The sequence below is a fragment of the Pseudomonas sp. NPDC090201 genome (assembly GCF_044746825.1).
Lineage (GTDB): Bacteria > Pseudomonadota > Gammaproteobacteria > Pseudomonadales > Pseudomonadaceae > Aquipseudomonas > Aquipseudomonas putida_AD.
The window spans coordinates 118933-141328 of sequence record NZ_JBIVCX010000005.1 but is presented as its reverse complement, the minus strand read 5'-3'; the positions used below and the strand labels follow the sequence as shown (position 1 = coordinate 141328).

General features: G+C 61.3%; 21 protein-coding genes. 14 read left to right on the top strand and 7 right to left on the bottom strand.

Annotated elements, in window-relative coordinates; genetic code table 11:
- The first annotated feature begins 34 nt into the window (after positions 1 to 34).
- Entirely contained in the window at positions 35 to 1135 is a 1101-nt protein-coding gene (gene gbcB, locus ACIPOO_RS17025; protein WP_274131572.1) for a glycine-betaine demethylase subunit GbcB, read from the top strand.
- Positions 1136 to 1219: 84 nt separating this feature from the next.
- Here gbcB and ACIPOO_RS17020 read toward each other — a convergent pair whose 3' ends face one another.
- The gene (locus tag ACIPOO_RS17020; RefSeq protein WP_274131571.1) at positions 1220 to 2203 is read right to left on the bottom strand and encodes an Abi family protein; all 984 of its coding nucleotides are present in this window, start codon (positions 2201 to 2203) and stop codon (positions 1220 to 1222) included.
- A gap of 209 nt (positions 2204 to 2412) precedes the next feature.
- On the bottom strand, positions 2413 to 4038 hold the full coding sequence (locus ACIPOO_RS17015; RefSeq protein ID WP_274131570.1) for a methyl-accepting chemotaxis protein: 1626 nt from the start codon (positions 4036 to 4038) through the stop codon (positions 2413 to 2415).
- A gap of 318 nt (positions 4039 to 4356) precedes the next feature.
- Here ACIPOO_RS17015 and ACIPOO_RS17010 point away from each other — a divergent pair, with 318 nt between their 5' ends.
- Positions 4357 to 4590 (top strand): hypothetical protein, encoded by a 234-nt coding sequence (locus ACIPOO_RS17010; RefSeq protein ID WP_274131569.1) that lies wholly within the window; start codon positions 4357 to 4359, stop codon positions 4588 to 4590.
- A complete protein-coding gene (locus tag ACIPOO_RS17005; RefSeq protein WP_274131568.1) occupies positions 4587 to 4889 on the top strand; it encodes a cell division protein ZapA in 303 nt (100 codons plus the stop codon). Before ACIPOO_RS17010 ends, ACIPOO_RS17005 begins: the two co-directional genes overlap by 4 nt.
- A 133-nt stretch (positions 4890 to 5022) precedes the next feature.
- Here ACIPOO_RS17005 and ACIPOO_RS17000 read toward each other — a convergent pair whose 3' ends face one another.
- The gene (locus ACIPOO_RS17000) at positions 5023 to 6063 is read right to left on the bottom strand and encodes a low specificity L-threonine aldolase (RefSeq protein WP_274131567.1); all 1041 of its coding nucleotides are present in this window, start codon (positions 6061 to 6063) and stop codon (positions 5023 to 5025) included.
- A 97-nt stretch (positions 6064 to 6160) separates the two neighbouring features.
- Here ACIPOO_RS17000 and ACIPOO_RS16995 point away from each other — a divergent pair, with 97 nt between their 5' ends.
- From ACIPOO_RS16995 to ACIPOO_RS16950, 10 genes are all read left to right on the top strand, one after another.
- Positions 6161 to 6904, top strand: a complete 744-nt coding sequence (locus ACIPOO_RS16995) for a TraX family protein (protein WP_400608656.1) — start codon at positions 6161 to 6163, stop codon at positions 6902 to 6904.
- A gap of 229 nt (positions 6905 to 7133) precedes the next feature.
- Positions 7134 to 8351 carry an alanine transaminase gene (alaC, locus tag ACIPOO_RS16990; RefSeq protein WP_274131565.1) on the top strand — a complete coding sequence of 406 codons (1218 nt, stop codon included), beginning with the start codon at positions 7134 to 7136 and terminating at the stop codon, positions 8349 to 8351.
- 329 nt (positions 8352 to 8680) lie between these two features.
- Positions 8681 to 9934: a serine hydroxymethyltransferase gene (glyA, locus tag ACIPOO_RS16985; RefSeq protein ID WP_274131564.1), complete on the top strand. Its 1254-nt coding sequence runs from the start codon at positions 8681 to 8683 to the stop codon at positions 9932 to 9934.
- A gap of 15 nt (positions 9935 to 9949) precedes the next feature.
- Complete coding sequence (locus tag ACIPOO_RS16980; protein ID WP_400608655.1) at positions 9950 to 11200, top strand: sarcosine oxidase subunit beta family protein; 1251 nt, start codon at positions 9950 to 9952, stop codon at positions 11198 to 11200.
- Positions 11201 to 11214: 14 nt separating this feature from the next.
- Complete coding sequence (locus ACIPOO_RS16975) at positions 11215 to 11529, top strand: sarcosine oxidase subunit delta (RefSeq protein WP_166595674.1); 315 nt, start codon at positions 11215 to 11217, stop codon at positions 11527 to 11529.
- Positions 11526 to 14546 carry a sarcosine oxidase subunit alpha gene (locus tag ACIPOO_RS16970; protein WP_400608654.1) on the top strand — a complete coding sequence of 1007 codons (3021 nt, stop codon included), beginning with the start codon at positions 11526 to 11528 and terminating at the stop codon, positions 14544 to 14546. Before ACIPOO_RS16975 ends, ACIPOO_RS16970 begins: the two co-directional genes overlap by 4 nt.
- A 161-nt stretch (positions 14547 to 14707) precedes the next feature.
- Positions 14708 to 15340 (top strand): sarcosine oxidase subunit gamma, encoded by a 633-nt coding sequence (locus tag ACIPOO_RS16965; protein ID WP_400608653.1) that lies wholly within the window; start codon positions 14708 to 14710, stop codon positions 15338 to 15340.
- A gap of 163 nt (positions 15341 to 15503) precedes the next feature.
- Positions 15504 to 16361, top strand: coding sequence for a formyltetrahydrofolate deformylase (gene purU / locus ACIPOO_RS16960; RefSeq protein WP_400608652.1), 858 nt, complete (start codon positions 15504 to 15506; stop codon positions 16359 to 16361).
- 207 nt (positions 16362 to 16568) lie between these two features.
- On the top strand, positions 16569 to 17768 hold the full coding sequence (fdhA, locus tag ACIPOO_RS16955; RefSeq protein ID WP_274131560.1) for a formaldehyde dehydrogenase, glutathione-independent: 1200 nt from the start codon (positions 16569 to 16571) through the stop codon (positions 17766 to 17768).
- 161 nt (positions 17769 to 17929) lie between these two features.
- Positions 17930 to 18481, top strand: a complete 552-nt coding sequence (locus ACIPOO_RS16950) for a DUF2780 domain-containing protein (protein ID WP_400608651.1) — start codon at positions 17930 to 17932, stop codon at positions 18479 to 18481.
- A gap of 101 nt (positions 18482 to 18582) precedes the next feature.
- Here ACIPOO_RS16950 and ACIPOO_RS16945 read toward each other — a convergent pair whose 3' ends face one another.
- Complete coding sequence (locus ACIPOO_RS16945) at positions 18583 to 19467, bottom strand: acyltransferase (RefSeq protein ID WP_400608650.1); 885 nt, start codon at positions 19465 to 19467, stop codon at positions 18583 to 18585.
- Positions 19468 to 19662: 195 nt separating this feature from the next.
- On the opposite strand from ACIPOO_RS16945, the gene ACIPOO_RS16940 reads away from it, so the two are divergent.
- Entirely contained in the window at positions 19663 to 20163 is a 501-nt protein-coding gene (locus tag ACIPOO_RS16940) for an ATP-dependent zinc protease (protein WP_274131556.1), read from the top strand.
- A 140-nt stretch (positions 20164 to 20303) separates the two neighbouring features.
- On the opposite strand, the gene ACIPOO_RS16935 is transcribed toward ACIPOO_RS16940, so the two are convergent.
- The 3 genes from ACIPOO_RS16935 to ACIPOO_RS16925 all read right to left on the bottom strand — a co-directional run bounded on the left by ACIPOO_RS16935 (position 20304) and on the right by ACIPOO_RS16925 (position 22345).
- A complete protein-coding gene (locus ACIPOO_RS16935) occupies positions 20304 to 20933 on the bottom strand; it encodes a glutathione S-transferase family protein (protein WP_400608649.1) in 630 nt (209 codons plus the stop codon).
- A 90-nt stretch (positions 20934 to 21023) separates the two neighbouring features.
- The gene (locus ACIPOO_RS16930) at positions 21024 to 21215 is read right to left on the bottom strand and encodes a hypothetical protein (protein ID WP_274131554.1); all 192 of its coding nucleotides are present in this window, start codon (positions 21213 to 21215) and stop codon (positions 21024 to 21026) included.
- Complete coding sequence (locus tag ACIPOO_RS16925; protein WP_400608648.1) at positions 21212 to 22345, bottom strand: PepSY-associated TM helix domain-containing protein; 1134 nt, start codon at positions 22343 to 22345, stop codon at positions 21212 to 21214. The genes ACIPOO_RS16930 and ACIPOO_RS16925 overlap by 4 nt, the downstream gene beginning before the upstream one ends.
- Between the last annotated feature and the right edge of the window lie 51 nt (positions 22346 to 22396).

The window sequence follows — 22396 nt, the reverse complement described above, 5'->3', positions numbered from 1 at the left end:
ATAAGAGGCCGACAGTCGGCCGTGGAGAGTGAGTATGTCCCAGAGTTTCCTCAGCCCGGTCAACACGCAGACTTGGGCCAATGGCCGCCACCTTGTGCGGGTCGTAAAAGTGATCCAGGAAACCTGGGACGTGCGCACCTTTTGCTTCATGGCCGACCAGCCGATCCTGTTCTTTTTCAAGCCGGGTCAGTTCGTCACCCTGGAGCTTGAAATCGACGGCGTGCCGACCATGCGCTCCTACACCATTTCCAGCTCGCCATCGGTGCCATACAGCTTCTCGATCACCATCAAGCGTGTGCCGGGCGGCAAGGTGTCCAACTGGCTGCACGACACCCTGCACGAGGGCCAGGAGCTGGCCGTGCACGGGCCGGTGGGTTTGTTCAACGCCATCGACTTCCCGAACCCGAAGATTCTGTACCTCAGCGGCGGTGTCGGTATCACGCCAGTAATGTCCATGGCGCGCTGGTACTACGACACCAACGCCAACGTGGACATGGTGTTCGTCCACAGCTCACGTTCGCCCAAGGACATCATCTATCACCGCGAACTGGAGCAGATGGCGTCGCGCATCAACAACTTCTCGTTGCACATCGTGTGTGAGAAGCACGGCCTGGGTGAACCGTGGGCGGGTTATCGCGGTTACCTGAACCAGAAGATGCTGGAGCTGATGGCGCCGGACTTCATGGAGCGTGAGGTGTTCTGCTGCGGCCCGACGCCGTACATGAACGCGGTCAAGCGCCTGCTGGAAGCCAACGGTTTCAACATGGCGCAGTACCACGAGGAGTCTTTCGGGGCGACGCCTCCGGAGGCTCGTGCAGACGCCGTGGAGCATGCCGAGCAGGCCGCCGACGCACCGGAAATCGACGTTGCCGAGTTGCATCAGGTGGAATTCACCGACACCGGCAAGAGCATCCGCGTGGCGCCGGGCGAAACCGTTCACGCCGCTGCAGCCAAGCTTGGCCTGATGATTCCGAAAGCCTGCGGCATGGGGATCTGCGGGACCTGCAAGGTGATGAAGCTGAGCGGGGAGGTGGAGATGGAGCACAACGGCGGGATCACCGACGACGACGTGGAAGAGGGTTACATCCTGTCGTGCTGCAGCGTGCCGAAAGGGGATGTGCGGATCGAGTATTGATAAGCGTGTAGCAGCATGGCTTGCCGGCGGTGGCGATTTCGAAGGCGCTGCCGCCGGTAAGTCGGACTGTTCCATGCCACGGACCTAATTCCACTGTTCCTGGGCTGACCAACCAACCGGGAATCCCATCGGCCTCAGTTTTGAGGCGTCCTGATCTCTCAGCATCTTCAGTGCTCGGGCCTTCCACTGAGTATCCGGGCTGATCAGATCCGTCAGGTAAGCAAGCATGGTGAATACCACGTACAGCCGCTGTGATGGCTGAGGCTGGTTGTGGCAAGCCGCCAATAGCGCCCAGCTTTTGGGCAGTGACGGGCGAACGGGCAGCTCTCTGTTCCACAGGCGTGAGTGATGGGCGCAGCAGTTGCGGATGAACGTCAGCGTGTGCAACCAAGACTGCAGTACTTCAAAAGGCAGTTTGAACCGCGATGCGATGGCTTTCTTGTCGCGGCTTCTGGCGAGGGCCCTGAAAAGGGTCGAGACCGTCCCAAGGCTCATTTCCTCAAGCATTGCCCACGCAGGCGGCAGCTGCGGCGCACTATAGGTTGCGCCATAAAAGCGGAAGTAGTTATCGCGAGCGCGGTTCTCCATGTGTTGTTGAGTCGCCTGCTCAGAGAGTTCGTTGCGCCGGTTTCGGACGCGTTCGCGCTCCAGCTTTCTTGCCTCGTCGGCGAGCTTAAGCCGCAGTGGGCGCAAGAGCTCGCCATGAGCATAGGATGACTGAAACGACTTCGGGTCGGCTATCCAGCCTGAACCGAGCCTGGGACTTAAATGGTTGTTGATGGCTGCGCGCACGGCCACTTCGACTTTTTCTATTGCCTCCATGACGAGGCTGCGTAATGAAGAGTCGAAGCGATAGACCTCCACGATATCTTTCAAGCTTGAACCAGGCTTGAACGCGTGGTCAGGGCGTGTTTCCTGAAATGGACGCATGTATGGACTGAGCCGGAACAGCGTGACCACCTCCAGCAAAGACATCGCCTTTTTTTCATTCGCGATGTGCAGGCCGCGCTTCTTCAGCAGTTCCAGTTGCTGATCTACGCTGAGGGCGGGTTTATCGAATGGCCTCATGCCATTTTCTCCAGGCAAAAAAAACCCGCGCGATTTGAGCGTGCTGACCAGGTCAACCTAGGCTTGGCGGGTGTGTTGCGCTGGATTATATGGGCCTCCGTAAGGAGGTCAACTTTGAGGTTTCAGCAAATTGTAACGGTGGCTTCCTTGGTTCCAGAGGTCAGGAATGCCGCGATGAGCAGCATTCCCTTTCTGGATTTGGAACCCATTCACAAACGGAAGCGCGCCACCATCCCGTTCAAATCCACCGCCAGGCGCGACAGCTCGTTGCTCGCAGCGCTGGTCTGGTTGGCACCGGTGGCCGACTGGGTCGACAGGTCACGGATGTTGACCAGGTTGCGGTCCACTTCGCGGGCCACTTGGGCCTGTTCTTCCGCAGCGCTGGCAATGACCAGGTTGCGTTCGTTGATTTCCACCACCGCGTTGTTAATGGTATCCAGCGCAAGGCCCGCGCCTTTGGCGATGCTCAGGGTGGATTCTGCGCGTTCGGTGCTGCTGCGCATGGAGTTCACGGCTTGCTCGGTGCCACCCTGAATGCTGCCGATCATGCGCTCGATCTCGCTGGTCGACTGCTGGGTGCGGTGCGCCAAGGCGCGAACTTCGTCGGCGACCACGGCAAAGCCACGGCCGGCTTCACCCGCGCGCGCCGCTTCGATGGCAGCGTTGAGGGCCAGCAGGTTGGTCTGGTCGGCCAGGCCGCGGATCACGTCCAGCACCTTGCCGATGTCGCGGGATTCATCGGCCAGGTTGCCGATCAGGGTGGCGGTGCTTTGCACGTCGCCGCTCATGCGCTCGATGGCGCTGACGGTTTCCTGAACCAGGTCACGACCATCGCTGGCCGAGGTGGTGGCGTTCTGCGAGGCTTCGGACGTGCTCACGGCGTTGCGTGCCACTTCTTCCACGGCGCTGGTCATTTCGTTGACCGCAGTCGCTGCCTGCTCGATCTCGTTGTTCTGCTGCGACAGGCCCCGGGCGCTTTCGTCGGTCACCGCGTTCAGTTCTTCTGCGGCCGAGGCCAACTGGGTGGCGGATCCGGAAATGCGTTGCAGCGTGTCGCGCAGCTTGGACTGCATTTTCAGCATGGCGGTCAGCAGTCGGCCAGCTTCGTCGGTGCCATCGACCTGGATGGTGCGGGTCAGGTCGCCTTCGGCAATTTCTTCGGCAGCGTTCAGTGCCGCTGCAATCGGACGGGTAATGCTGTTGGTCAGCAGCCAGGCGAACAGCAGGGTCAGTGCAGTGGCAATGATGAGCAGGGTCACGACCATGGTGAAGGCGGTCGAATATTGGTCCGACGCCATCTTGTTGGTGTCGTTGAGCTGCTGGGTGTTGATCTCTACCAGCTTGCCCAGGACGGTGTTCATCTGGTCGGAGTTGGTTTGCAGGTCAGCGCCGAGCAGGGTTGCCAGTTCGTCCAGCTTGTTGGCGTTACTCAGGGACTTCATGCGGTCTTCGAGCCCGCGGTACTCGTTGAGCAGCCTGACGTACTGGTCGTACGCGGCCTGCTCCTCGGGCGCTGCGATCAGCTTGACGTAGATGGCGCGAGCTTCTTCGATCTGCCTGTTGCGCATGGCCAGCAGTTCGACGGTCTTGGCCAGGGTTTCAGGCTCGCGATTGAGCATCAGGCGGTACGACAGCACGCGCAGGCGAATGCTGCCTTCGGTCAGTTTGTCCAGCGACTTGATGCTGGGCATGCTGTTGGTGGCCATGGTTTCGGTGGCGTCGTTGATCTTGCTCATTTGCATCAGAGCGAAGACACCCAGCACCAGCATCAACAAGCCGATGATGGAAAAACCGAGGAATGCGCGGGGCGCGATGTTCATATTACGTAGGGACATGACGGTTCCAGAAAGGCCGCAATCCATGCGAGGCGAGGGGGAGAATGGTCAGAGATGCATGACTTATCGGTCGCGTCTTCCCAGACTTGAACCCGTTGGTCCATACCTGTGCGCTTGTGTCGCAGGGGGCCGATCTGACGAACAGCAGGAACAAGACGGGCAAAACGCAGTCAATCAGGTCCGTTATGCGTTTGTGCCGTTGAAGTGAACGAAGTGCTTGCAAGGTCGGTGTTGTGGCGTAAATGCCCTGATTTCACTGGTAGCCGAAGTCTCTTTTCTTTATCGTACGCGCCCTTGAAATTTGCCTGAGAAATCAAAATGTTGGAAGCATCCCTAAGCCAGTTGGAAAAGCTCGTTGCAGACCTGGTGCAGCAGAACCAGGAATTGCAGAACTCGAACGCGCAACTCACTGACGAGTTGCGAAAGGCCAGGGATGACAACGACAGCTTGCAGTTGAGCCTGCTGGAGCAGGAAGAGAAGCAAGGCGCTACCGCAGCCCGCATTCAGGCGCTGGTTGACCGTGCCACCAGCGTCAGCGCGGTCGGCGCATGATTATCGACCGCGACACCACCAAGGTCATTTCCATTCTGGGCAACGATTACACGATTAAGGCACCCGAGGGGCAGGAGCAGACCTTGATGGATGCCGTGGTCATGCTCAAGGCGGCATTGTCCGAGACCAAACGCAGCTACCCGACCCTGATCGGCGACCGCCTGCTGGTGCTGGCCGCGCTGAACCTGTGCTCGAAGCAGATCGAACTCAAACAGCAGCATGCCGCAGAGCTGAGCGTTTACGAGGAAAAGGTCAATGCGACGGTCGAGGTGATCGAGAAGGTGATTGCGCAGGGGTGAACATCCTGCCGATCACAATGGCTCTGTGGGAGCGGGCTCGCCCGCGAAGAGGTCGTAACAGCCGCAGCATATTCAGCGGCTGAAATTCCGTCTTCGCGGGCGAGCCCGCTCCCACAGTTGTTATTTGCTGTTCTCAGGCGCCCATCACTAGGCGGATATCGGCTGCCAGCTCGCGCACGCGGGCTTCTTCGGTGTCCCAGGAGCACATGAACCGTGCGCCGCCGCTGCCGATGAAGGTGTAGAACCGCCAGCCCTTGGCGGTCAGTGCCGCAATCGCCGCTTCCGACAGTTGCAGGAACACGCCGTTGGCCTGCACCGGGAACATCAGGTCGACCCCCGGAATATCCTTCACCAGTTCGGCCAGCAACTGCGCGCAGCTGTTGGCGTGGCGGGCATGTTTGAGCCAGGCGTCGTTTTCCAGCAGGCCGACCCACGGCGCCGACAGGAAGCGCATTTTCGACGCCAGTTGCCCTGCCTGCTTGCAGCGGTAGTCGAAGTCTTCGGCCAGCTTGTGGTTGAAGAACAGGATCGCTTCACCCACCGCCATGCCGTTTTTCGTGCCGCCAAAGCACAGCACATCGATGCCGGCCTTCCAGGTCAACTCCGCCGGTGTGCAACCCAGGTACGCACAGGCGTTGGCGAAGCGGGCGCCGTCCATGTGCAGGTTCAGGCCCAGTTCCTTGCAGGTGTCGCTGATGGCCTTGAGTTCTTCAGGCAGGTAGACGCTGCCCACCTCGGTCGCCTGGGTCAGGGTCACGACACGCGGTTTGGGGTAATGGATGTCGGCACGCTTGAGCGCCACTTCGCGGATCGATTCGGGCGTCAGCTTGCCGTTCTCGCTGCGTGCGGTCAGCAGCTTGGAGCCGTTTGAGAAGAACTCCGGCGCGCCGCATTCGTCGGTCTCGACGTGGGCGGTTTCGGAGCAGATGACGCTGTGGTAGCTCTGGCACAACGACGACAGGGCCAGGGAGTTGGCCGCCGTGCCGTTGAAGGCGAAGAACACTTCGCAATCGGTTTCGAACAGCTGACGGAATTGATCGGCGGCGCGTGCTGTCCACTGATCATCGCCATAGGCGCGTTGATGGCCGTGGTTCGCTTGTTCCATGGCCGCCCAGGCTTCCGGGCAGATTCCCGAATAGTTGTCGCTGGCAAACTGCTGGCTTTGGTCTGACATGGCCGGTTCCCTGTAGTCGAAGGCTGCGACTGTAACGAACATTCCATGGTTTGGTCATGCATTCTTGCGTCAGAAAATTCATCAGATGAGTGAGGACATGAGCGAGACCACGGCGAGTACCCGCCCTTTGCGTGACCGGGCACTGGACCTGCTCAAGTGGCTGGCGATGCTGAGCATGGTGCTGGACCACTTGCGTTACGTCGGTTGGTCTGCAGATTGGCTGTACGTGCCGGGGCGTCTGGCGTTCGCGTGGTTTTGCCTGGCGATCGCGGTGAACGTGCGGCGCGGCATGGATCGCGCCCCTCAGGCCGGTGTGAGCTGGAAATATCTGGCGTGGCTTGCGGTGTTTTCGCTGATTGCCGAACTGCCTTATCGCCTGTACATGGCAGGTGAGGTGACCACGCTCAACGTGCTGGCGACCCTGGTGCTGGGGTTGCTGGTGGCGCAGGGGGCGGTCGCTCGTTCGTGGTCGGTGCGAGCCATGGGCATCGTCGCGCTGGGACTGGGTGTCGCGTTTGCGCCGCATTGGATGTTCGGCGCGTTCGGGGTCCTGTTGCCGGCTGCTTTCCTGTTGGTGCTGCGCGGTTCGTTGTGGCTGGCGGTGGTGCCGGGGATCGTCTGCCTGTTGAGTAACGAGTGGTCCAGGATCATCGACGGCATGCTCTGGGGCGACCCTATCTCAATCGGCGCGCTGGTCGCTTGTCTGCTCGGGCCCTGGTTGGGACTGGCGCTGCTGCGCAGCAAGCCTGGGTTCGGGGTGTGGCCGATGCGTAAATGGGCGTACCTGATTTATCCGGTGCATTTTCTTGCCCTGTATTGCCTGCGCATGCTGATCCTGTAGGAGCGCGCTTGGTCTGGGCCGCATCCGGACGATTGCGGCGTATCAGACACACCTATGTTGGCTGACACACCGCCGTCGCGGGCAAGCGCGCTCCTACACAGTGGCCTGCGGTGTTGAAAAAAACGCTGTAGACAAACCGCCATCCCCGCCTTTATCTTCCGCACCAGGCCACCGCAGTGGCCAACGTCGCTCGGACGGTTCCGGGCGCTTACGTCTTCTAGAGGCCTCCATGGCAGACCAAGGTTCGCCGCGCCGCTTTGCGCGCATCGATCGACTCCCCCCTTACGTGTTCAACATCACTGCCGAGCTGAAAATGGCCGCTCGTCGTCGTGGTGAGGACATCATCGACCTGAGCATGGGCAACCCCGATGGGGCAACGCCGCCGCACATCGTCGAAAAACTGGTCACCGTCGCCCAACGTGAAGACACTCACGGCTACTCGACTTCGCGTGGCATCCCGCGTCTGCGTCGGGCGATCTCCAGCTGGTACAAAAAACGTTACGAGGTCGACATCGACCCCGAAACCGAAGCCATCGTCACCATCGGTTCGAAAGAGGGCCTGGCGCACCTGATGCTCGCCACCCTCGATCAGGGCGACACAGTGTTGGTGCCCAACCCCAGTTACCCGATCCACATCTACGGCGCGGTGATTGCCGGGGCGCAGGTGCGTTCGGTGCCGCTGATTCCGGGCGTGGACTTCTTCGCCGAACTGGAAAAGGCCATTCGCGGCTCGATCCCCAAGCCGAAGATGATGATCCTGGGCTTTCCGTCCAACCCGACCGCCCAGTGCGTCGAACTGGACTTCTTCGAGCGCGTCGTCGCGCTGGCCAAGCAGTACGACGTGCTGGTGGTTCACGACCTGGCCTACGCCGACATCGTCTACGACGGCTGGAAAGCCCCGTCGATCATGCAGGTGCCGGGCGCCAAGGATATCGCGGTGGAGTTCTTCACCCTGTCCAAGAGCTACAACATGGCGGGCTGGCGGATCGGCTTCATGGTCGGGAATCCCGAGCTGGTCAACGCACTGGCGCGGATCAAGAGCTACCACGACTACGGCACCTTCACCCCGCTGCAAGTCGCTGCCATTGCCGCGCTGGAAGGCGACCAGCAGTGCGTGCTCGACATCGCCGAGCAATACCGCCAGCGCCGCAACGTGCTAGTAAAAGGCCTGCATGAACTGGGCTGGATGGTCGAAAACCCCAAAGCCTCGATGTACGTCTGGGCCAAGATCCCTGAGGCGTACGCCCACCTGGGCTCGCTGGAGTTCGCCAAGAAGCTGCTGGCCGAGGCCAAGGTCTGTGTGTCACCGGGTGTCGGTTTTGGCGAATACGGCGACGATCATGTGCGTTTCGCCCTGATCGAGAACCAGGATCGTATTCGTCAGGCGGTGCGCGGGATTCGCGGGATGTTCCGGGCGGATGGGTTGTTGCCTGGCAAATCTGTCTGATTGCGACATTCGTCACTCTAAAATCCCCGGCATTGACCGGGGATTTTTGTTTCAACACATCCCTGCGTAGGAGCGCGCTTGCCCGCGATGGCGGTGTGTCAGAGGCGTAGAACCCGCCTGATACAACGTTTTCGCGGGCAAGCGCGCTCCTACAGGTGTCATGTCAAACCCGGCATTTCCCCCTCCCTGCAAAACCATGTCGTAAACGCGCCTTTGCGTGGCGTGCGTAGGCATCTAGCCTGTCTGCGTCGGCCCTACCATCGCTTTCAAAGGACAGTCCACAAGTCCTACTGACAATCAGGCGCCGCGCCGCCGCTGGGAGAACCGCGATGTTCAGCAAGCAAGACCAGATCCAGGGTTATGACGATGCACTGTTGGCAGCGATGAATGCCGAAGATCAACGTCAGGAAGATCACATCGAGCTGATCGCCTCGGAAAACTACACCAGCAAGCGCGTCATGCAGGCGCAGGGCAGCGGCCTGACCAACAAATACGCCGAAGGCTACCCGGGCAAGCGCTACTACGGTGGCTGCGAGCACGTCGACAAGGTCGAGCAACTGGCCATCGACCGCGCCAAGCAGCTGTTCGGCGCCGATTACGCCAACGTGCAGCCGCACTCCGGTTCCTCGGCCAACAGCGCCGTTTACCTGGCCCTGCTGCAAGCCGGCGACACTATCCTGGGCATGAGCCTGGCCCACGGTGGTCACCTGACCCACGGCGCCAAAGTGTCGTCCTCGGGCAAGCTCTACAACGCTGTTCAGTACGGCATCGACACCACCACCGGCCTGATCGACTACGACGAAGTCGAGCGCCTGGCTGTCGAGCACAAGCCGAAGATGATCGTTGCCGGCTTCTCGGCCTACTCCAAGACCCTGGACTTCCCACGCTTCCGCGCCATCGCTGACAAAGTCGGCGCGCTGCTGTTCGTCGACATGGCCCACGTGGCCGGTCTGGTTGCTGCGGGCCTGTACCCGAACCCGCTGCCGTACGCCGACGTGGTCACCACCACCACCCACAAGACCCTGCGCGGTCCACGTGGTGGCCTGATCCTGGCCAAGTCCAACGAAGAAATCGAAAAGAAACTGAACGCTGCCGTATTCCCCGGCGCTCAGGGCGGCCCGCTGATGCACGTCATCGCAGGCAAGGCCGTGTGCTTCAAGGAAGCGATGGAGCCAGGTTTCAAGGCTTACCAACAGCAAGTGATCGACAACGCCCAGGCCATGGCCCAGGTGTTCATCGACCGCGGCTACGACGTGGTGTCCGGCGGTACCGACAACCATTTGTTCCTGGTCAGCCTGATCCGTCAGGGCCTGACTGGTAAGGATGCCGACGCCGCTCTGGGCCGTTCGCACATCACCGTGAACAAGAACGCCGTACCGAACGACCCACAATCGCCATTCGTGACCTCGGGCCTGCGTATCGGCACCCCGGCCGTCACTACCCGCGGTTTCAAAGTCGCTCAATGCACGACGCTGGCTGGCTGGATCTGCGACATTCTCGACAACCTCGGCGATGCCGATGTCGAGGCCAATGTTGCCAGCCAGGTTGCTGCCCTTTGCGCCGATTTCCCGGTTTACCGCTGAGTCAGGAGTAGCACCATGCAACACTATTCGGGCTTCGGCCTCTTCAAACACTCCCTCAGCCACCATGAAAACTGGCAGCGCATGTGGCGCACGCCGACCCCTAAGAAGGTCTACGACGTGGTCATCGTTGGCGGTGGCGGTCACGGTCTGGCGACTGCCTACTACCTGGCCAAAGAGCACGGCATCACCAACGTGGCCGTGGTCGAGAAAGGCTGGCTGGGCGGCGGCAACACCGCCCGTAACACCACCATCGTGCGCTCCAACTACCTGTGGGACGAATCGGCCCACCTGTACGAACACGCGATGAAACTGTGGGAAGGCCTGTCCCAGGACCTGAACTACAACGTCATGTTCTCCCAGCGCGGTGTGTACAACCTGTGCCACACCCTGCAGGACATGCGTGACTCCGAGCGTCGGGTCAGCGCCAACCGCCTGAACGGCGTCGATGGCGAACTGCTCAACGGCAAGCAGGTAGCGGAAGAAATCCCGTACCTGGACTGCTCGAAGAATACCCGTTACCCGATCATCGGCGCGACCGTTCAACGTCGCGGTGGCGTTGCCCGTCACGACGCCGTGGCCTGGGGCTTTGCCCGCGCCGCCGACGCCCTGGGCGTGGACCTGATCCAACAGACCGAAGTTACGGGTTTCCGCAAGGAAAACGGCGTGTGCGTCGGTGTTGAAACCAACAAGGGCTTCATCGGCGCCAAGCGCGTCGGTGTGGTGACTGCCGGTAACTCCGGCCACATGGCCAAGCTCGCGGGCTTCCGCCTGCCGGTCGAGTCGCACCCGCTGCAAGCACTGGTATCCGAGCCGATCAAGCCAATCATCGACAGCGTCATCATGTCCAACGCCGTTCACGGCTACATCAGCCAGTCCGACAAGGGCGACCTGGTGATCGGCGCCGGTATCGATGGCTGGGTCGGCTACGGCCAGCGCGGTTCGTACCCGGTGATCGAGCACACCATCCAGGCCATCGTCGAGATGTTCCCGGTGCTGTCCCGCGTGCGCATGAACCGTCAGTGGGGCGGCATCGTCGACACCACGCCGGACGCTTGCCCGATCATCTCCAAGACGCCAGTTCCGAACATGTTCTTCAACTGCGGTTGGGGTACCGGTGGCTTCAAGGCTACTCCGGGTTCGGGCAACGTTTTCGCGGCGAGTCTGGCGAAAGGCGAAATGCATCCGCTGGCCAAACCTTTCTCAATCGACCGTTTCCACAACGGTGCGTTGATCGACGAACACGGCGCTGCGGCCGTCGCCCACTAAGAGGAGTAACACTTATGTTGCACATCTTCTGTCCTCACTGTGGCGAACTGCGCTCCGAAGAGGAATTCCACGGTTCGGGTCAGGCTCACATTCCGCGTCCACTGGACCCGGCTGCCTGCACCGACGAGCAGTGGGGCGACTACATGTTCTTCCGCGACAACCCGCGCGGCCTGCACCACGAGCTGTGGATTCACGCTGCCGGTTGCCGTCAGTACTTCAACGCCACGCGTGACACCGTGACTTACGAAATTCTCGAGACCTATCTGATTGGCACCAAACCGCAGTTCGTGAACCCGGTTCCAGCCGTCGGGAAGGGAGACAAAGCATGAGCCAGTCCAATCGTCTGCCCAATGGCGGCCGCATCGACCGCAGCAAGGTCCTGAACTTCAGCTTCAACGGCCAGACCTACCAGGGCTTTGAAGGCGACACCCTGGCCGCAGCCCTGCTGGCCAACGGCGTCGACATCATCGGCCGCAGCTTCAAATACTCGCGTCCTCGTGGCATCTTCGCGGCAGGCTCCGAAGAGCCGAATGCGGTATTGCAGATCGGCGCGACCGAAGCCACCCAGATCCCGAACGTGCGCGCCACGCAACAAGCGCTGTACTCGGGCCTGGTCGCCACCAGCACCAACGGCTGGCCGAGCGTGAACACCGACATGATGGGGATTCTCGGCAAGGTCGGCGGCAAGCTGATGCCACCGGGCTTCTACTACAAAACCTTCATGTACCCGCAATCGTTCTGGATGACCTACGAGAAGTACATTCGCAAGGCCGCAGGTCTTGGTCGCTCGCCGACCGAGAACGATCCGGACACCTACGACAACATGAACCACCACGCCGACGTGCTGGTGGTCGGCGCAGGCCCTGCGGGTCTGGCGGCGGCACTGGCAGCTGCGCGCAGCGGCGCCCGCGTGATCGTGGCTGACGAACAGGAAGAGTTCGGCGGCAGCCTGCTCGACTCCCGCGAAAGCCTGGACGGCAAGCCCGCCGCTGAGTGGGTAGCCACCGTCGTTGCTGAGCTCAAAGGCTTGAAGAACGTTGTACTGCTGCCACGCGCTACCGTGAACGGCTACCACGACCACAACTTCCTGACCATCCACGAGCGTCTGACCGATCACCTCGGCGACCGTGCACCGATCGGCCAGGTGCGTCAGCGCATGCACCGCGTCCGCGCCAAGCGCGTGGTACTGGCGACCGGTACTCACGAGCGTCCGCTGGTCTACGGCAACAACGACGTGCCGGGCAACATGCTGGCCGGTGCCGTTTCCACTTATGTTCGCCGTTACGGCGTGGCACCGGGCAAGAAGCTGGTGCTGTCCACCAACAACGACTACGCCTACCGCGTTGCGCTGGACTGGCTCGATGCCGGCCTGCAAGTGGTGGCCGTGGCCGATGCACGTCACAACCCACGTGGTGCGCTGGTTGAAGAAGCGCGCGCCAAAGGCATTCGTATCCTGACCGGCAGCGCGGTCATCGAAGCCCGTGGCAGCAAGCGCGTGACCGGTGCCCGTGTAGCGGCCATCGATGTGCGTGCTCACAAAGTCACCAGCAATGGCGAGTGGCTGGACTGCGACCTGGTTGCCAGTTCCGGCGGTTACAGCCCGATCGTTCACCTGGCGTCCCACTTGGGCGGCAAGCCGGTCTGGCGTGAAGACATCCTCGGTTTCGTACCGGGTGAAGCGCCTCAAAAGCGCGTATGTGTCGGCGGCATCAACGGTGTTTACCCACTGGGCGATGCACTGGCCGACGGTTTCGAAGGCGGTGTTCGTGCAGCGTCCGAAGCCGGCTTCCAGCCTGTGGAAGGCGTTATTCCAAAGGCCCTGAGCCGTGTGGAAGAAGCCACCCTGGCGATGTTCCAGGTGCCGCACGAGAAGGGCACTTCCCGCGCGCCGAAACAATTCGTCGACCTGCAGAACGACGTCACCGCTGCCGCCATCGAGCTGGCGACCCGCGAAGGCTTCGAGTCGGTCGAACACGTAAAACGCTACACCGCGCTGGGCTTCGGCACCGATCAGGGCAAGCTGGGCAACGTCAACGGTCTGGCTATCGCGGCCCGCTCGCTGAACGTCACCATCCCTGAGATGGGCACCACCATGTTCCGCCCGAACTACACGCCGGTGACCTTCGGCGCGGTAGCCGGTCGTCACTGCGGCCACATCTTCGAGCCTGTACGCTTCACCGCGCTGCATGCCTGGCACGTCAAGAACGGCGCCGAATTTGAAGACGTCGGTCAGTGGAAACGTCCTTGGTACTTCCCGAAAGCCGGTGAAGACATCCACGCAGCCGTGCGCCGCGAATGCAAAGCCGTGCGCGACAGCGTCGGCCTGCTGGACGCCTCGACCTTGGGCAAGATCGACATCCAGGGCCCTGATGCACGGGAGTTCCTGAACCGCATCTACACCAACGCCTGGACCAAGCTGGATGTGGGCAAGGCCCGCTACGGCCTGATGTGTAAAGAAGACGGCATGGTCTTCGACGACGGTGTAACCGCCTGCGTCGCCGACAACCACTTCATCATGACCACCACCACTGGCGGCGCTGCACGCGTGCTGCAATGGCTGGAGATCTATCAGCAGACCGAATGGCCGGACCTGAAGGTGTACTTCACCTCCGTGACCGACCACTACGCGACCCTGACCCTGTCGGGCCCGAACAGCCGCAAGCTGCTCAGCGAAGTGACCGACATTGACCTGGATCGTGAAGCCTTCCCGTTCATGACCTGGAAAGAAGGTCTGGTCGGTGGCGTTCCGGCTCGCGTGTTCCGGATTTCCTTCACCGGTGAGCTTTCCTACGAAGTGAACATCCAGGCCGACTACGCCATGGGTGTTCTGGAAAAAATCGCCGAGGCGGGCAAGAAATACAACCTGACCCCGTACGGCACCGAAACCATGCACGTACTGCGGGCCGAGAAGGGCTTCATCATCGTCGGCCAGGATACCGACGGCTCGATGACCCCGGACGACCTGAACATGGGCTGGTGTGTCGGTCGCACCAAACCGTTCTCGTGGATCGGCCAGCGTGGCATGAGCCGTGAAGACTGCGTGCGTGAAGATCGCAAGCAACTGGTCGGCCTCAAGCCGGTCGATCCGAACAAGTGGCTGCCGGAAGGTGCGCAACTGGTATTCGATCCGAAGCAGTCGATCCCGATGACCATGGTTGGTCACGTGACCTCGAGCTACGCGGCGAACTCGCTGGGTTACTCGTTCGCCATGGGCGTGGTCAAGGGTGGTCTCAAGCGCATGGGCGAACGTGTGTTCTCGCCCCAGGCGGATGGCAGCGTGATCGAGGCGGAAATCGTTTCCTCGGTGTTCTTCGATCCGAAGGGTGACCGGCAGAACGTGGAGTAAGCCTACAGGCTCGCTCCACGGTTCTGACCTGTAGGAGCGCGCTTGCCCGCGATTGCGGTGTGTCAATCGCCATTGATGTAGCTGATTCAACGCATCGCGGGCAAGCGCGCTCCTACAGTGAGGCGCTCCGGCAACACAACAGAATTCAAAACAGGTGCTCTATGACCACAGCCAACGTTTACCAACAGCGGCCAACGACCGACGCCAAAGTCGAGTCGCCTCTGTTTCACGCCGATCTGAAAAGCCTGGTCGGCAAGGGCCGCACCAATCCGGGTGTGGTGCTGCGCGAGAAAAAACTGCTGGGCCACCTGACCATTCGTGGCGATGCCCATGATCCGGCGTTTGCTGCCGGTGTTCACAAGGCGCTGGGCATGGAACTGCCTGCCGCGCTGACGCTGGTCTCCAGCGGCGACAGTTCGATCCAGTGGATGGGGCCGGACGAGTGGCTGCTGATCCTCCCGACCGGCGAAGAATTCGCCGTCGAGCAGAAGCTGCGTGAAGCGCTGGCCGGCCTGCACATCCAGGTGGTCAACGTGTCCGGCGGCCAGTCGATTCTGGAACTGACCGGCCCGAACGTGCGCGACGTGCTGATGAAATCCACCAGCTACGACGTACACCCAAGCAACTTCCCGGTGGGCAAGGCCGTCGGCACCGTGTTCGCCAAGTCGCAACTGGTGATCCGCCGTACCGGTGAAGAAACCTGGGAACTGCTGATCCGCCGCAGCTTCGCCGATTACTGGTGGTTGTGGCTGCAGGATGCCAGCGCCGAGTACGGCCTCGGGATCGCAGCCTGATTCGGGGCGAACCCGTCACACCTGTGGGAGCGAGCTTGCTCGCGAAGGCGGTATTACAGACACCAGAGATCCGGAGTTTGTATTACCGCCTTCGCGGGCAAGCCCGCTCCCACAGGGAATCTGCATTTTTCTGCAGAAATTGATTGAACAGGAGCAACACCCCATGAGCCGCGCCCCCGATACCTGGATTCTGACCGCCGACTGCCCCAGCGTGCTGGGCACGGTGGATGCGGTGACGCGGTTTCTGTTCGAGCAGGGCTGCTATGTCACCGAGCACCACTCGTTCGATGACCGGCTCTCCAGCCGCTTTTTCATTCGTGTCGAATTCCGTCAGCCCGATGGCTTCGACGAGGCCTCGTTCCGCGCAGGCCTGACCGAGCGTGCCGAAAGCTTTGGCATGAACTTCGAGCTGACAGCGCCGAACTATCGGCCAAAAGTGGTCATCATGGTCTCCAAGGCGGATCACTGCCTGAACGACCTTCTGTACCGTCAGCGCATCAACCAACTGGCCATGGACGTGGTCGCAGTGGTGTCCAACCACCCCGATCTCGAACCGCTGGCTCGCTGGCACGAAATTCCCTACTACCATTTCCCCCTCGACCCCAACGACAAGCCGGCGCAGGAAGCGAAGGTGTGGAGCGTGATCGAGGAGTCCGGTGCCGAGCTTGTGGTGCTTGCCCGTTACATGCAGGTGCTGTCGCCGGAGCTGTGCCGCAAGCTCGATGGCAAGGCGATCAACATTCATCACTCGCTGCTGCCGGGCTTCAAGGGTGCCAAGCCGTACCACCAGGCCTACAACAAGGGCGTGAAGCTGGTCGGCGCAACGGCGCATTACATCAACAACGATCTGGATGAAGGCCCGATCATCGCCCAGGGCGTCGAGGTGGTGGACCACAGTCACTACCCCGAGGACCTGATCGCCAAAGGCCGCGACATCGAAGGCCTGACGCTGGCGCGAGCGGTGGGGTATCACATTGAACGGCGGGTGTTCCTCAACGCCAACAGGACTGTCGTCCTGTGACCTGTAGGAGCGCGCTTGCCCGCGACGGCGGTGCGTCATACGACTCCGCGCCGGCTGACACACCGCTGTCGCGGGCAAGCGCGCTCCTACAGGGTGCGACTAACGTATTCGAAATCCAGAGCAACCAATGCGTTGCAGCAACACCAAGCAACGCATTTCTCCGCTACACAGCTGTATCCATAAAAACAATTCAGCGAGGTGAAAAGCATGTCTGGTAATCGTGGTGTGGTGTATCTCGGCGCAGGCAAAGTCGAAGTACAAAAGATCGACTATCCAAAAATGCAGGACCCACGCGGTCGCAAGATCGAGCATGGCGTCATCCTGCGCGTGGTATCCACCAACATCTGTGGCTCGGACCAACACATGGTGCGCGGCCGCACCACTGCCCAGGTCGGCCTGGTGCTCGGTCACGAGATCACCGGTGAAGTGATCGAAATGGGTTCCGGCGTCGAGAACCTGAAAATCGGTGACCTGGTTTCCGTTCCCTTCAACGTCGCATGCGGCCTGTGCCGTTCATGCAAAGAGCAACACACAGGCGTCTGCCTGACCGTCAACCCGGCTCGCGCTGGTGGTGCCTACGGCTACGTGGACATGGGTGACTGGGTCGGTGGCCAGGCCGAATACGTGCTGGTCCCTTACGCTGACTTCAACCTGCTCAAGCTGCCGGATCGCGACCGCGCGATGGAAAAGATCCGCGACCTGACCTGCCTCTCCGACATCCTGCCGACCGGTTACCACGGTGCCGTGACTGCAGGCGTTGGCCCGGGCAGCTCGGTGTACGTCGCAGGTGCCGGTCCTGTCGGCCTGGCGGCCGCTGCTTCGGCTCGCCTGCTGGGCGCGGCCGTGGTGATTGTGGGTGACGTCAACCCTGTGCGCCTGGCCCACGCCAAGGCTCAGGGCTTCGAAATCGCCGACCTGTCCAAGGACACTCCGCTGCACGAACAGATCGCAGCCTTGCTGGGCGAGCCCGAAGTGGACTGCGCCGTTGACGCCGTGGGCTTCGAAGCCCGTGGTCATGGCCATGCAGGCGTGAAGGCCGAAGCACCGGCTACCGTGCTCAACTCGCTGATGGGCGTGGTTCGCGTGGCAGGCAAGATCGGTATTCCTGGCCTGTACGTGACCGAAGATCCGGGCGCTGTTGACGCTGCCGCGAAAATGGGCAGCCTGAGCATTCGTTTCGGCCTGGGCTGGGCGAAATCCCACAGCTTCCACACCGGCCAAACACCTGTGATGAAGTACAACCGCCAACTGATGCAAGCCATCATGTGGGACCGCATCAATATTGCCGACGTCGTAGGCGTGGAAGTCATCAGCCTCGACGACGCGCCACGCGGTTACGGCGAGTTCGACGCAGGCGTACCGAAGAAATTCGTGATCGACCCGCACAAGACCTTCAGCGCGGCATAAATCAACACAGCGTCAAAGAAACCGGGGCCTGAGTGCCCCGGTTTTTTATGGGCGTTATCCGGGAAACACCACAGGAACTAATCTTCAAGGCACGGTCAAACAGGCGTTGACCCGGCCCTGCCGGTTTGTGCACATACAAGGTGATTGTGATGACTGTCTCGATGAAAAACACGCGCGGTGCTGTGCTGGCGACGTTGATGGCGCTGGCGGCGACGCCGGTCTTCGCGTTCAACCTGAACGATGCGGCGAACGCTGTTTCCGGCGCCACGGGCGGGCAGCAGAAGGCTACTGCGGCGCCTGAGGCTGCTGGCTTGCTCAACACGCTGGGTACGCAATTGAATGTCACGCCGCAACAGGCAGTCGGCGGTACGGGCGCGTTGCTGGGGTTGGCGAAAAACAAGCTGGCCGGTAATGACTATTCGCAGTTGAGCCAGGCGGTGCCGGGCCTGGATCAGTTGTCAGGCACCTCGGCGCTTGGCAGCCTGGGTGGTCTGGGCGGCATGCTGGGCGGTTCCGGCGGCAACAATTCGGCGATCAACAGCGCGCTGGGCAACGTCCAGAGCATGGGTGACGTGAACAAGGCGTTCAGCGCACTGGGCATGGACAGTGGCATGGTCGGGCAATTTGTGCCGGTGATCCTGCAGTACCTGGGGCAGCAGGGCGCCAGTGGTTCGGCGTTGCAGGCGCTGAGTGGCGTTTGGGGCGCGAAGTGATCTTGTAGGAGCGCGCTTGCCCGCGACGGCAGTGTGTCAGGCAACCCGTGATGGGCCGGCATGACGCTGTCGCGGGCAAGCGCGCTCCTACAGGGGCGGTGTCAGGCTTCTGCGCGCAGGGTCTGGATGCGGGCGTTCTTCTCGGCCCACAGCCGGTTGACCCAGTCCTGTACATACTCGCGAAACACCGGATCATTCTCGTAATCGCCCTGCCACAGCGCGGGGTCGAGTTCGCGGGTCTTGATGTCGATGATGACGCGCGGCACCTGGCCTGAAATCAGGTCCCAGAATCCTGGAATCCTCTGCTGCGGATACACCACGGTGACGTCGAGCACGGCATCGAGTTGTTCACCCATCGCCGCCAGTACAAAAGCCACGCCGCCGGCCTTGGGCCGCAACAGGTGGCTGTAGGGCGAATCCTGCTCGACTTTCTTGGCCTCGGTGAACCGGGTGCCTTCCAGATAATTCACCACGGTCACCGGCTGGCGCTTGAACAGCTCGCAGGCCTCTTTGGTGATTTCCAGATCCTTGCCCTTGAGTTCCGGGTTCTTGGCCAGGAACGCCTTGGTGTAGCGCTTCATGAACGGATAATCCAGCGCCCACCAGGCCAGCCCCAGAAACGGCACCCAGATCAGTTCCTTCTTGAGGAAAAACTTGAAGAACGGCGTGCGGCGGTTGAGCGTCTGCACCAGCGCCGGGATGTCCACCCAGGATTGATGATTGCTCACTACCAGATAAGACGTGTCGCCACGCAGGCCATCCGCGCCGCGGATTTCCCAGCGGGTGGGCAGGCACAGCTTGAAGATCAGCTTGTTGATCTCGCTCCAGGTCTCGGCGATCCACATCACCGCGTGGGAGCAGCGGTCACGCAGTTCGCTCTGGAACACCAGCTTGAGCAGCGCGAAGACCATCAGCGGGCCGAACAGCACCAGGGTGTTGAGCAGCAACAGTAGCGTGACGGCAATTCCGGTGAGCAGGTGACGCATATATCACTCGTGGTCATGAGAAGGGCGGGCAATGATAAGCAGGTCTTTCGTTACAACCAAATCCGACTGTCGCTGACAAATGTTTCACCCGGTTACATGTAGCCTGATGATCTGCATTAGTGACCGAACGATGCGCAAAGTTGCGGTCTAAAATCGGGCCTGTGCAACGTCCATCCATAACGAGGAACCTGTCACGTGAAATCCCTTCTGGCGCTTCTGTCTCTGCTGGCGTTGCCTGTGATGGCCGCCGAACCGACGCTGTATGGCCGCTACGAATACATTCAGGTTTCCGAGTTTGGCGAAACCTTCAAGGCCAAGATGGACACCGGCGCACTCACCGCGTCCTTGTCGGCCAAGGATATCGAGCTGTTCAAGCGTGATGGCGATGACTGGGTCCGCTTCCGTCTGGCGACCAAGGATGCCGACAGCAAGGTCTACGAGCACAAGGTGTCGCGTATCAGCCGGATCAAGGGGCGCGCCGATGGGGAAGACGAAGACGAGCCGGTAGACCCGACCAAGCGTCCGGTGGTGGATCTGGAACTGTGCCTGGGCAACGAGAAGCGCACCGTCGAGGTCAACCTGGTGGACCGCAGCCACTTCAACTATCCGCTGCTGATCGGCGCCAAGGCCCTGCGCGAGTTCGGCGCGGCGGTTAACCCTGCGCGCCGCTACACCGCCGACAAGCCCGACTGTTAAAGGATTGGGCCTACCGCGTCCCGTAGCAGCACGGCTTGCCGGCGGGAGCGGTGTATCAGGCAACTCATCTGTGACTGACACACCGCCCCCGCCGGCAAGCCGTGCTGCTACGGGTTCCGGGTGTGCCGAAGATTCGGTGTTCAGGCCGGCGGTTGCGTTTCCAGCATCGACGGACGTTCGCTGACTTCGCGATACCAGCTCGCCAGCCGTGGATAGCTGCTGCGCCAGCCCAGGTTGGGTTGGCGGAAGTCCAGATAGCCCAGGGCGCAGGCGACGCTGATCGAGGCGATGTCGAAATTGGAGCTCAATTCGGTCACCGCTTCGGCTTCGAAATAGGCCAGGGAGCGGGCAATCTTCTCGCCCTGGCTGTCCATCCACTCGCCCCAGCGCTTTTCTTCCGGGCGCAGGAAGGTCTCATAACGCATCAGCAGGGCCGCATCGAGCACCGCGTCGGCCAGCGATGCCAGGGTCAGGCGTCTCCAGCGGGCGGAGCCGTCATGGGGAATCAGCGGGTTGCCAACGTGCTGGTGATCCAGGTAGTCGAGAATGACCCGGCTGTCGTGGATCACGTTGTTGTCGGCCAGGCACAGTGCCGGAATCTTGCCGCAGGGGTTTTCGTGGCACACCGCCGCGTCGGGGGCAACCGGGGTGACGGTGACCGGCTTGAGTTCGACCCGTGCGGTCTGTCCTGTTTCGTGTAGCAGAACCAGCACCTTGCGCGCGAATGGCGAAGCGGTGTTGTAATACAGCGTCATGCTAGGGGCAGACATGGACATTCCTCTGGACGGACTGGCCCCTAGACTAGTCAGCGGCGCAATGCCCTGCAACATCGCTCGATGCAATCTGCACTGCCGCTTGCCTCAAGCCTGGCGCCGAACCATCAACCCCTTGATGCTCAGCCACGCCGGGATGCCCATGCCGATCCACGACAGCACGTCCCAGCCGTCATCGCCCAGCAACGCGGCGAACAGACCCACGGCCATCAACAGCGCAATCCAGGTCGGCTTGGCGAAGGTTTTCCAGAACCCGGAGTGCTTCTTGTGTCGGGTCATGCCGCCTCCGCCGTCTGTGCAATCTTCACGGTGGCGGCCGCCTTGCGCCGCACCACCCACAGGTAGACGCCGCTGCCCAGCACGATAATGGTCAGCACATCCAGCACGCCCCACAGGATCTTCATCGGCATGCCGCCGTAGTCACCGAAGTGCAGGGGTTGCGAGAGCAGCAGCGCATCCATGTACCACGGGCTGCTGACGATGGCGGTGACTTTCAGGTCGGTGGCGTCGATCAGCACCGGTGTCAGCAGGTGGGATGTCAGGTGGGTATCGCCTTTCATGAACACGGCGTAATGGTGTTCGCTGGAAAAGCGCGAACCGGGGAAGGCAATGAACGAGGGCTCGGCGCCCGGCACCGTGGCCTGCGCGATGTCCAGCAGGCGCGATGCGGGCGCGCGTTCGGTCAGCGGCGGAGCGTCCTTGTAGGTGGCGACCACCGCCGCCAGCGAATCATTGCGCCACTGGGCGATCACCAGGTCCGCGCAGGCGTTGAGCACGCCGGTAAGGCCGACCACGAAGGCCCAGGTCAGCGTGACGACGCCGATCAGGTTGTGCAGGTCGAGCCAGCGCACGCGGTTCGATTTGTTCGGCCGCACGGTGGCGAAATCCAGCCGGCGCATGAAGGGCGAATACAGCACCACCCCGGAAACAATCGCTAATACAAAAAGCAGCCCCATGAAGGCCAGAAGCAGCTTTCCGGGCAGGCCTGCGTACATGTCCACGTGCAGACGCAGCATGACCATCATGAAGCCGCCGTTGGCCGAGGGCGTTTCAACCGCCTCTCCGGTGCGCTGGTCAAGCATGAAGGTGTGGGTGTCGTTGGGGTCACCGCCGGCGGTCTTGCCCATGAACGCGTAGACGCCGTTGGCTTCGTCTTCATCCCAGCCAAAGTATTGCACCACCTCGCCAGGGCGATGGGCTTCGGCGGCCTTGACCAGCTGTTGAAGGTCCATGCGCGGCGTGTTTGCGGGCATTTCCTTGAGTTCCGGGGCGTCCCCGAGCATGTGCTCGATTTCGTGATGGAACACCAGCGGCAAGCCGGTGATGCACAGCATCAACAGGAACACCGTGCAGATCAGGCTGCTCCAGGTGTGGATGAACGACCAGCGGCGAATGGTTTGGCTTTTCATGGTGCGAGGTACCGGTGAGCGAAAGCAAAAAGGGCCGCTGTTGCGAGCGGC

Coding starts and splice junctions, on each gene's coding strand:
- purU (WP_400608652.1), top strand. CDS start 15,504: ATGAGCCGCGCCCCCGATACCTGGATTCTGACCGCCGACTGCCCCAGC.
- ACIPOO_RS16930 (WP_274131554.1), bottom strand. CDS start 21,215: ATGACCCGACACAAGAAGCACTCCGGGTTCTGGAAAACCTTCGCCAAG.
- fdhA (WP_274131560.1), top strand. CDS start 16,569: ATGTCTGGTAATCGTGGTGTGGTGTATCTCGGCGCAGGCAAAGTCGAA.
- ACIPOO_RS16980 (WP_400608655.1), top strand. CDS start 9,950: ATGCAACACTATTCGGGCTTCGGCCTCTTCAAACACTCCCTCAGCCAC.
- glyA (WP_274131564.1), top strand. CDS start 8,681: ATGTTCAGCAAGCAAGACCAGATCCAGGGTTATGACGATGCACTGTTG.
- ACIPOO_RS17005 (WP_274131568.1), top strand. CDS start 4,587: ATGATTATCGACCGCGACACCACCAAGGTCATTTCCATTCTGGGCAAC.
- ACIPOO_RS16945 (WP_400608650.1), bottom strand. CDS start 19,467: ATGCGTCACCTGCTCACCGGAATTGCCGTCACGCTACTGTTGCTGCTC.
- ACIPOO_RS17020 (WP_274131571.1), bottom strand. CDS start 2,203: ATGAGGCCATTCGATAAACCCGCCCTCAGCGTAGATCAGCAACTGGAA.
- ACIPOO_RS16965 (WP_400608653.1), top strand. CDS start 14,708: ATGACCACAGCCAACGTTTACCAACAGCGGCCAACGACCGACGCCAAA.
- ACIPOO_RS16970 (WP_400608654.1), top strand. CDS start 11,526: ATGAGCCAGTCCAATCGTCTGCCCAATGGCGGCCGCATCGACCGCAGC.
- ACIPOO_RS16925 (WP_400608648.1), bottom strand. CDS start 22,345: ATGAAAAGCCAAACCATTCGCCGCTGGTCGTTCATCCACACCTGGAGC.
- ACIPOO_RS16995 (WP_400608656.1), top strand. CDS start 6,161: ATGAGCGAGACCACGGCGAGTACCCGCCCTTTGCGTGACCGGGCACTG.
- ACIPOO_RS16975 (WP_166595674.1), top strand. CDS start 11,215: ATGTTGCACATCTTCTGTCCTCACTGTGGCGAACTGCGCTCCGAAGAG.
- ACIPOO_RS17015 (WP_274131570.1), bottom strand. CDS start 4,038: ATGTCCCTACGTAATATGAACATCGCGCCCCGCGCATTCCTCGGTTTT.
- gbcB (WP_274131572.1), top strand. CDS start 35: ATGTCCCAGAGTTTCCTCAGCCCGGTCAACACGCAGACTTGGGCCAAT.
- ACIPOO_RS16935 (WP_400608649.1), bottom strand. CDS start 20,933: ATGTCTGCCCCTAGCATGACGCTGTATTACAACACCGCTTCGCCATTC.
- ACIPOO_RS17010 (WP_274131569.1), top strand. CDS start 4,357: ATGTTGGAAGCATCCCTAAGCCAGTTGGAAAAGCTCGTTGCAGACCTG.
- alaC (WP_274131565.1), top strand. CDS start 7,134: ATGGCAGACCAAGGTTCGCCGCGCCGCTTTGCGCGCATCGATCGACTC.
- ACIPOO_RS17000 (WP_274131567.1), bottom strand. CDS start 6,063: ATGTCAGACCAAAGCCAGCAGTTTGCCAGCGACAACTATTCGGGAATC.
- ACIPOO_RS16950 (WP_400608651.1), top strand. CDS start 17,930: ATGAAAAACACGCGCGGTGCTGTGCTGGCGACGTTGATGGCGCTGGCG.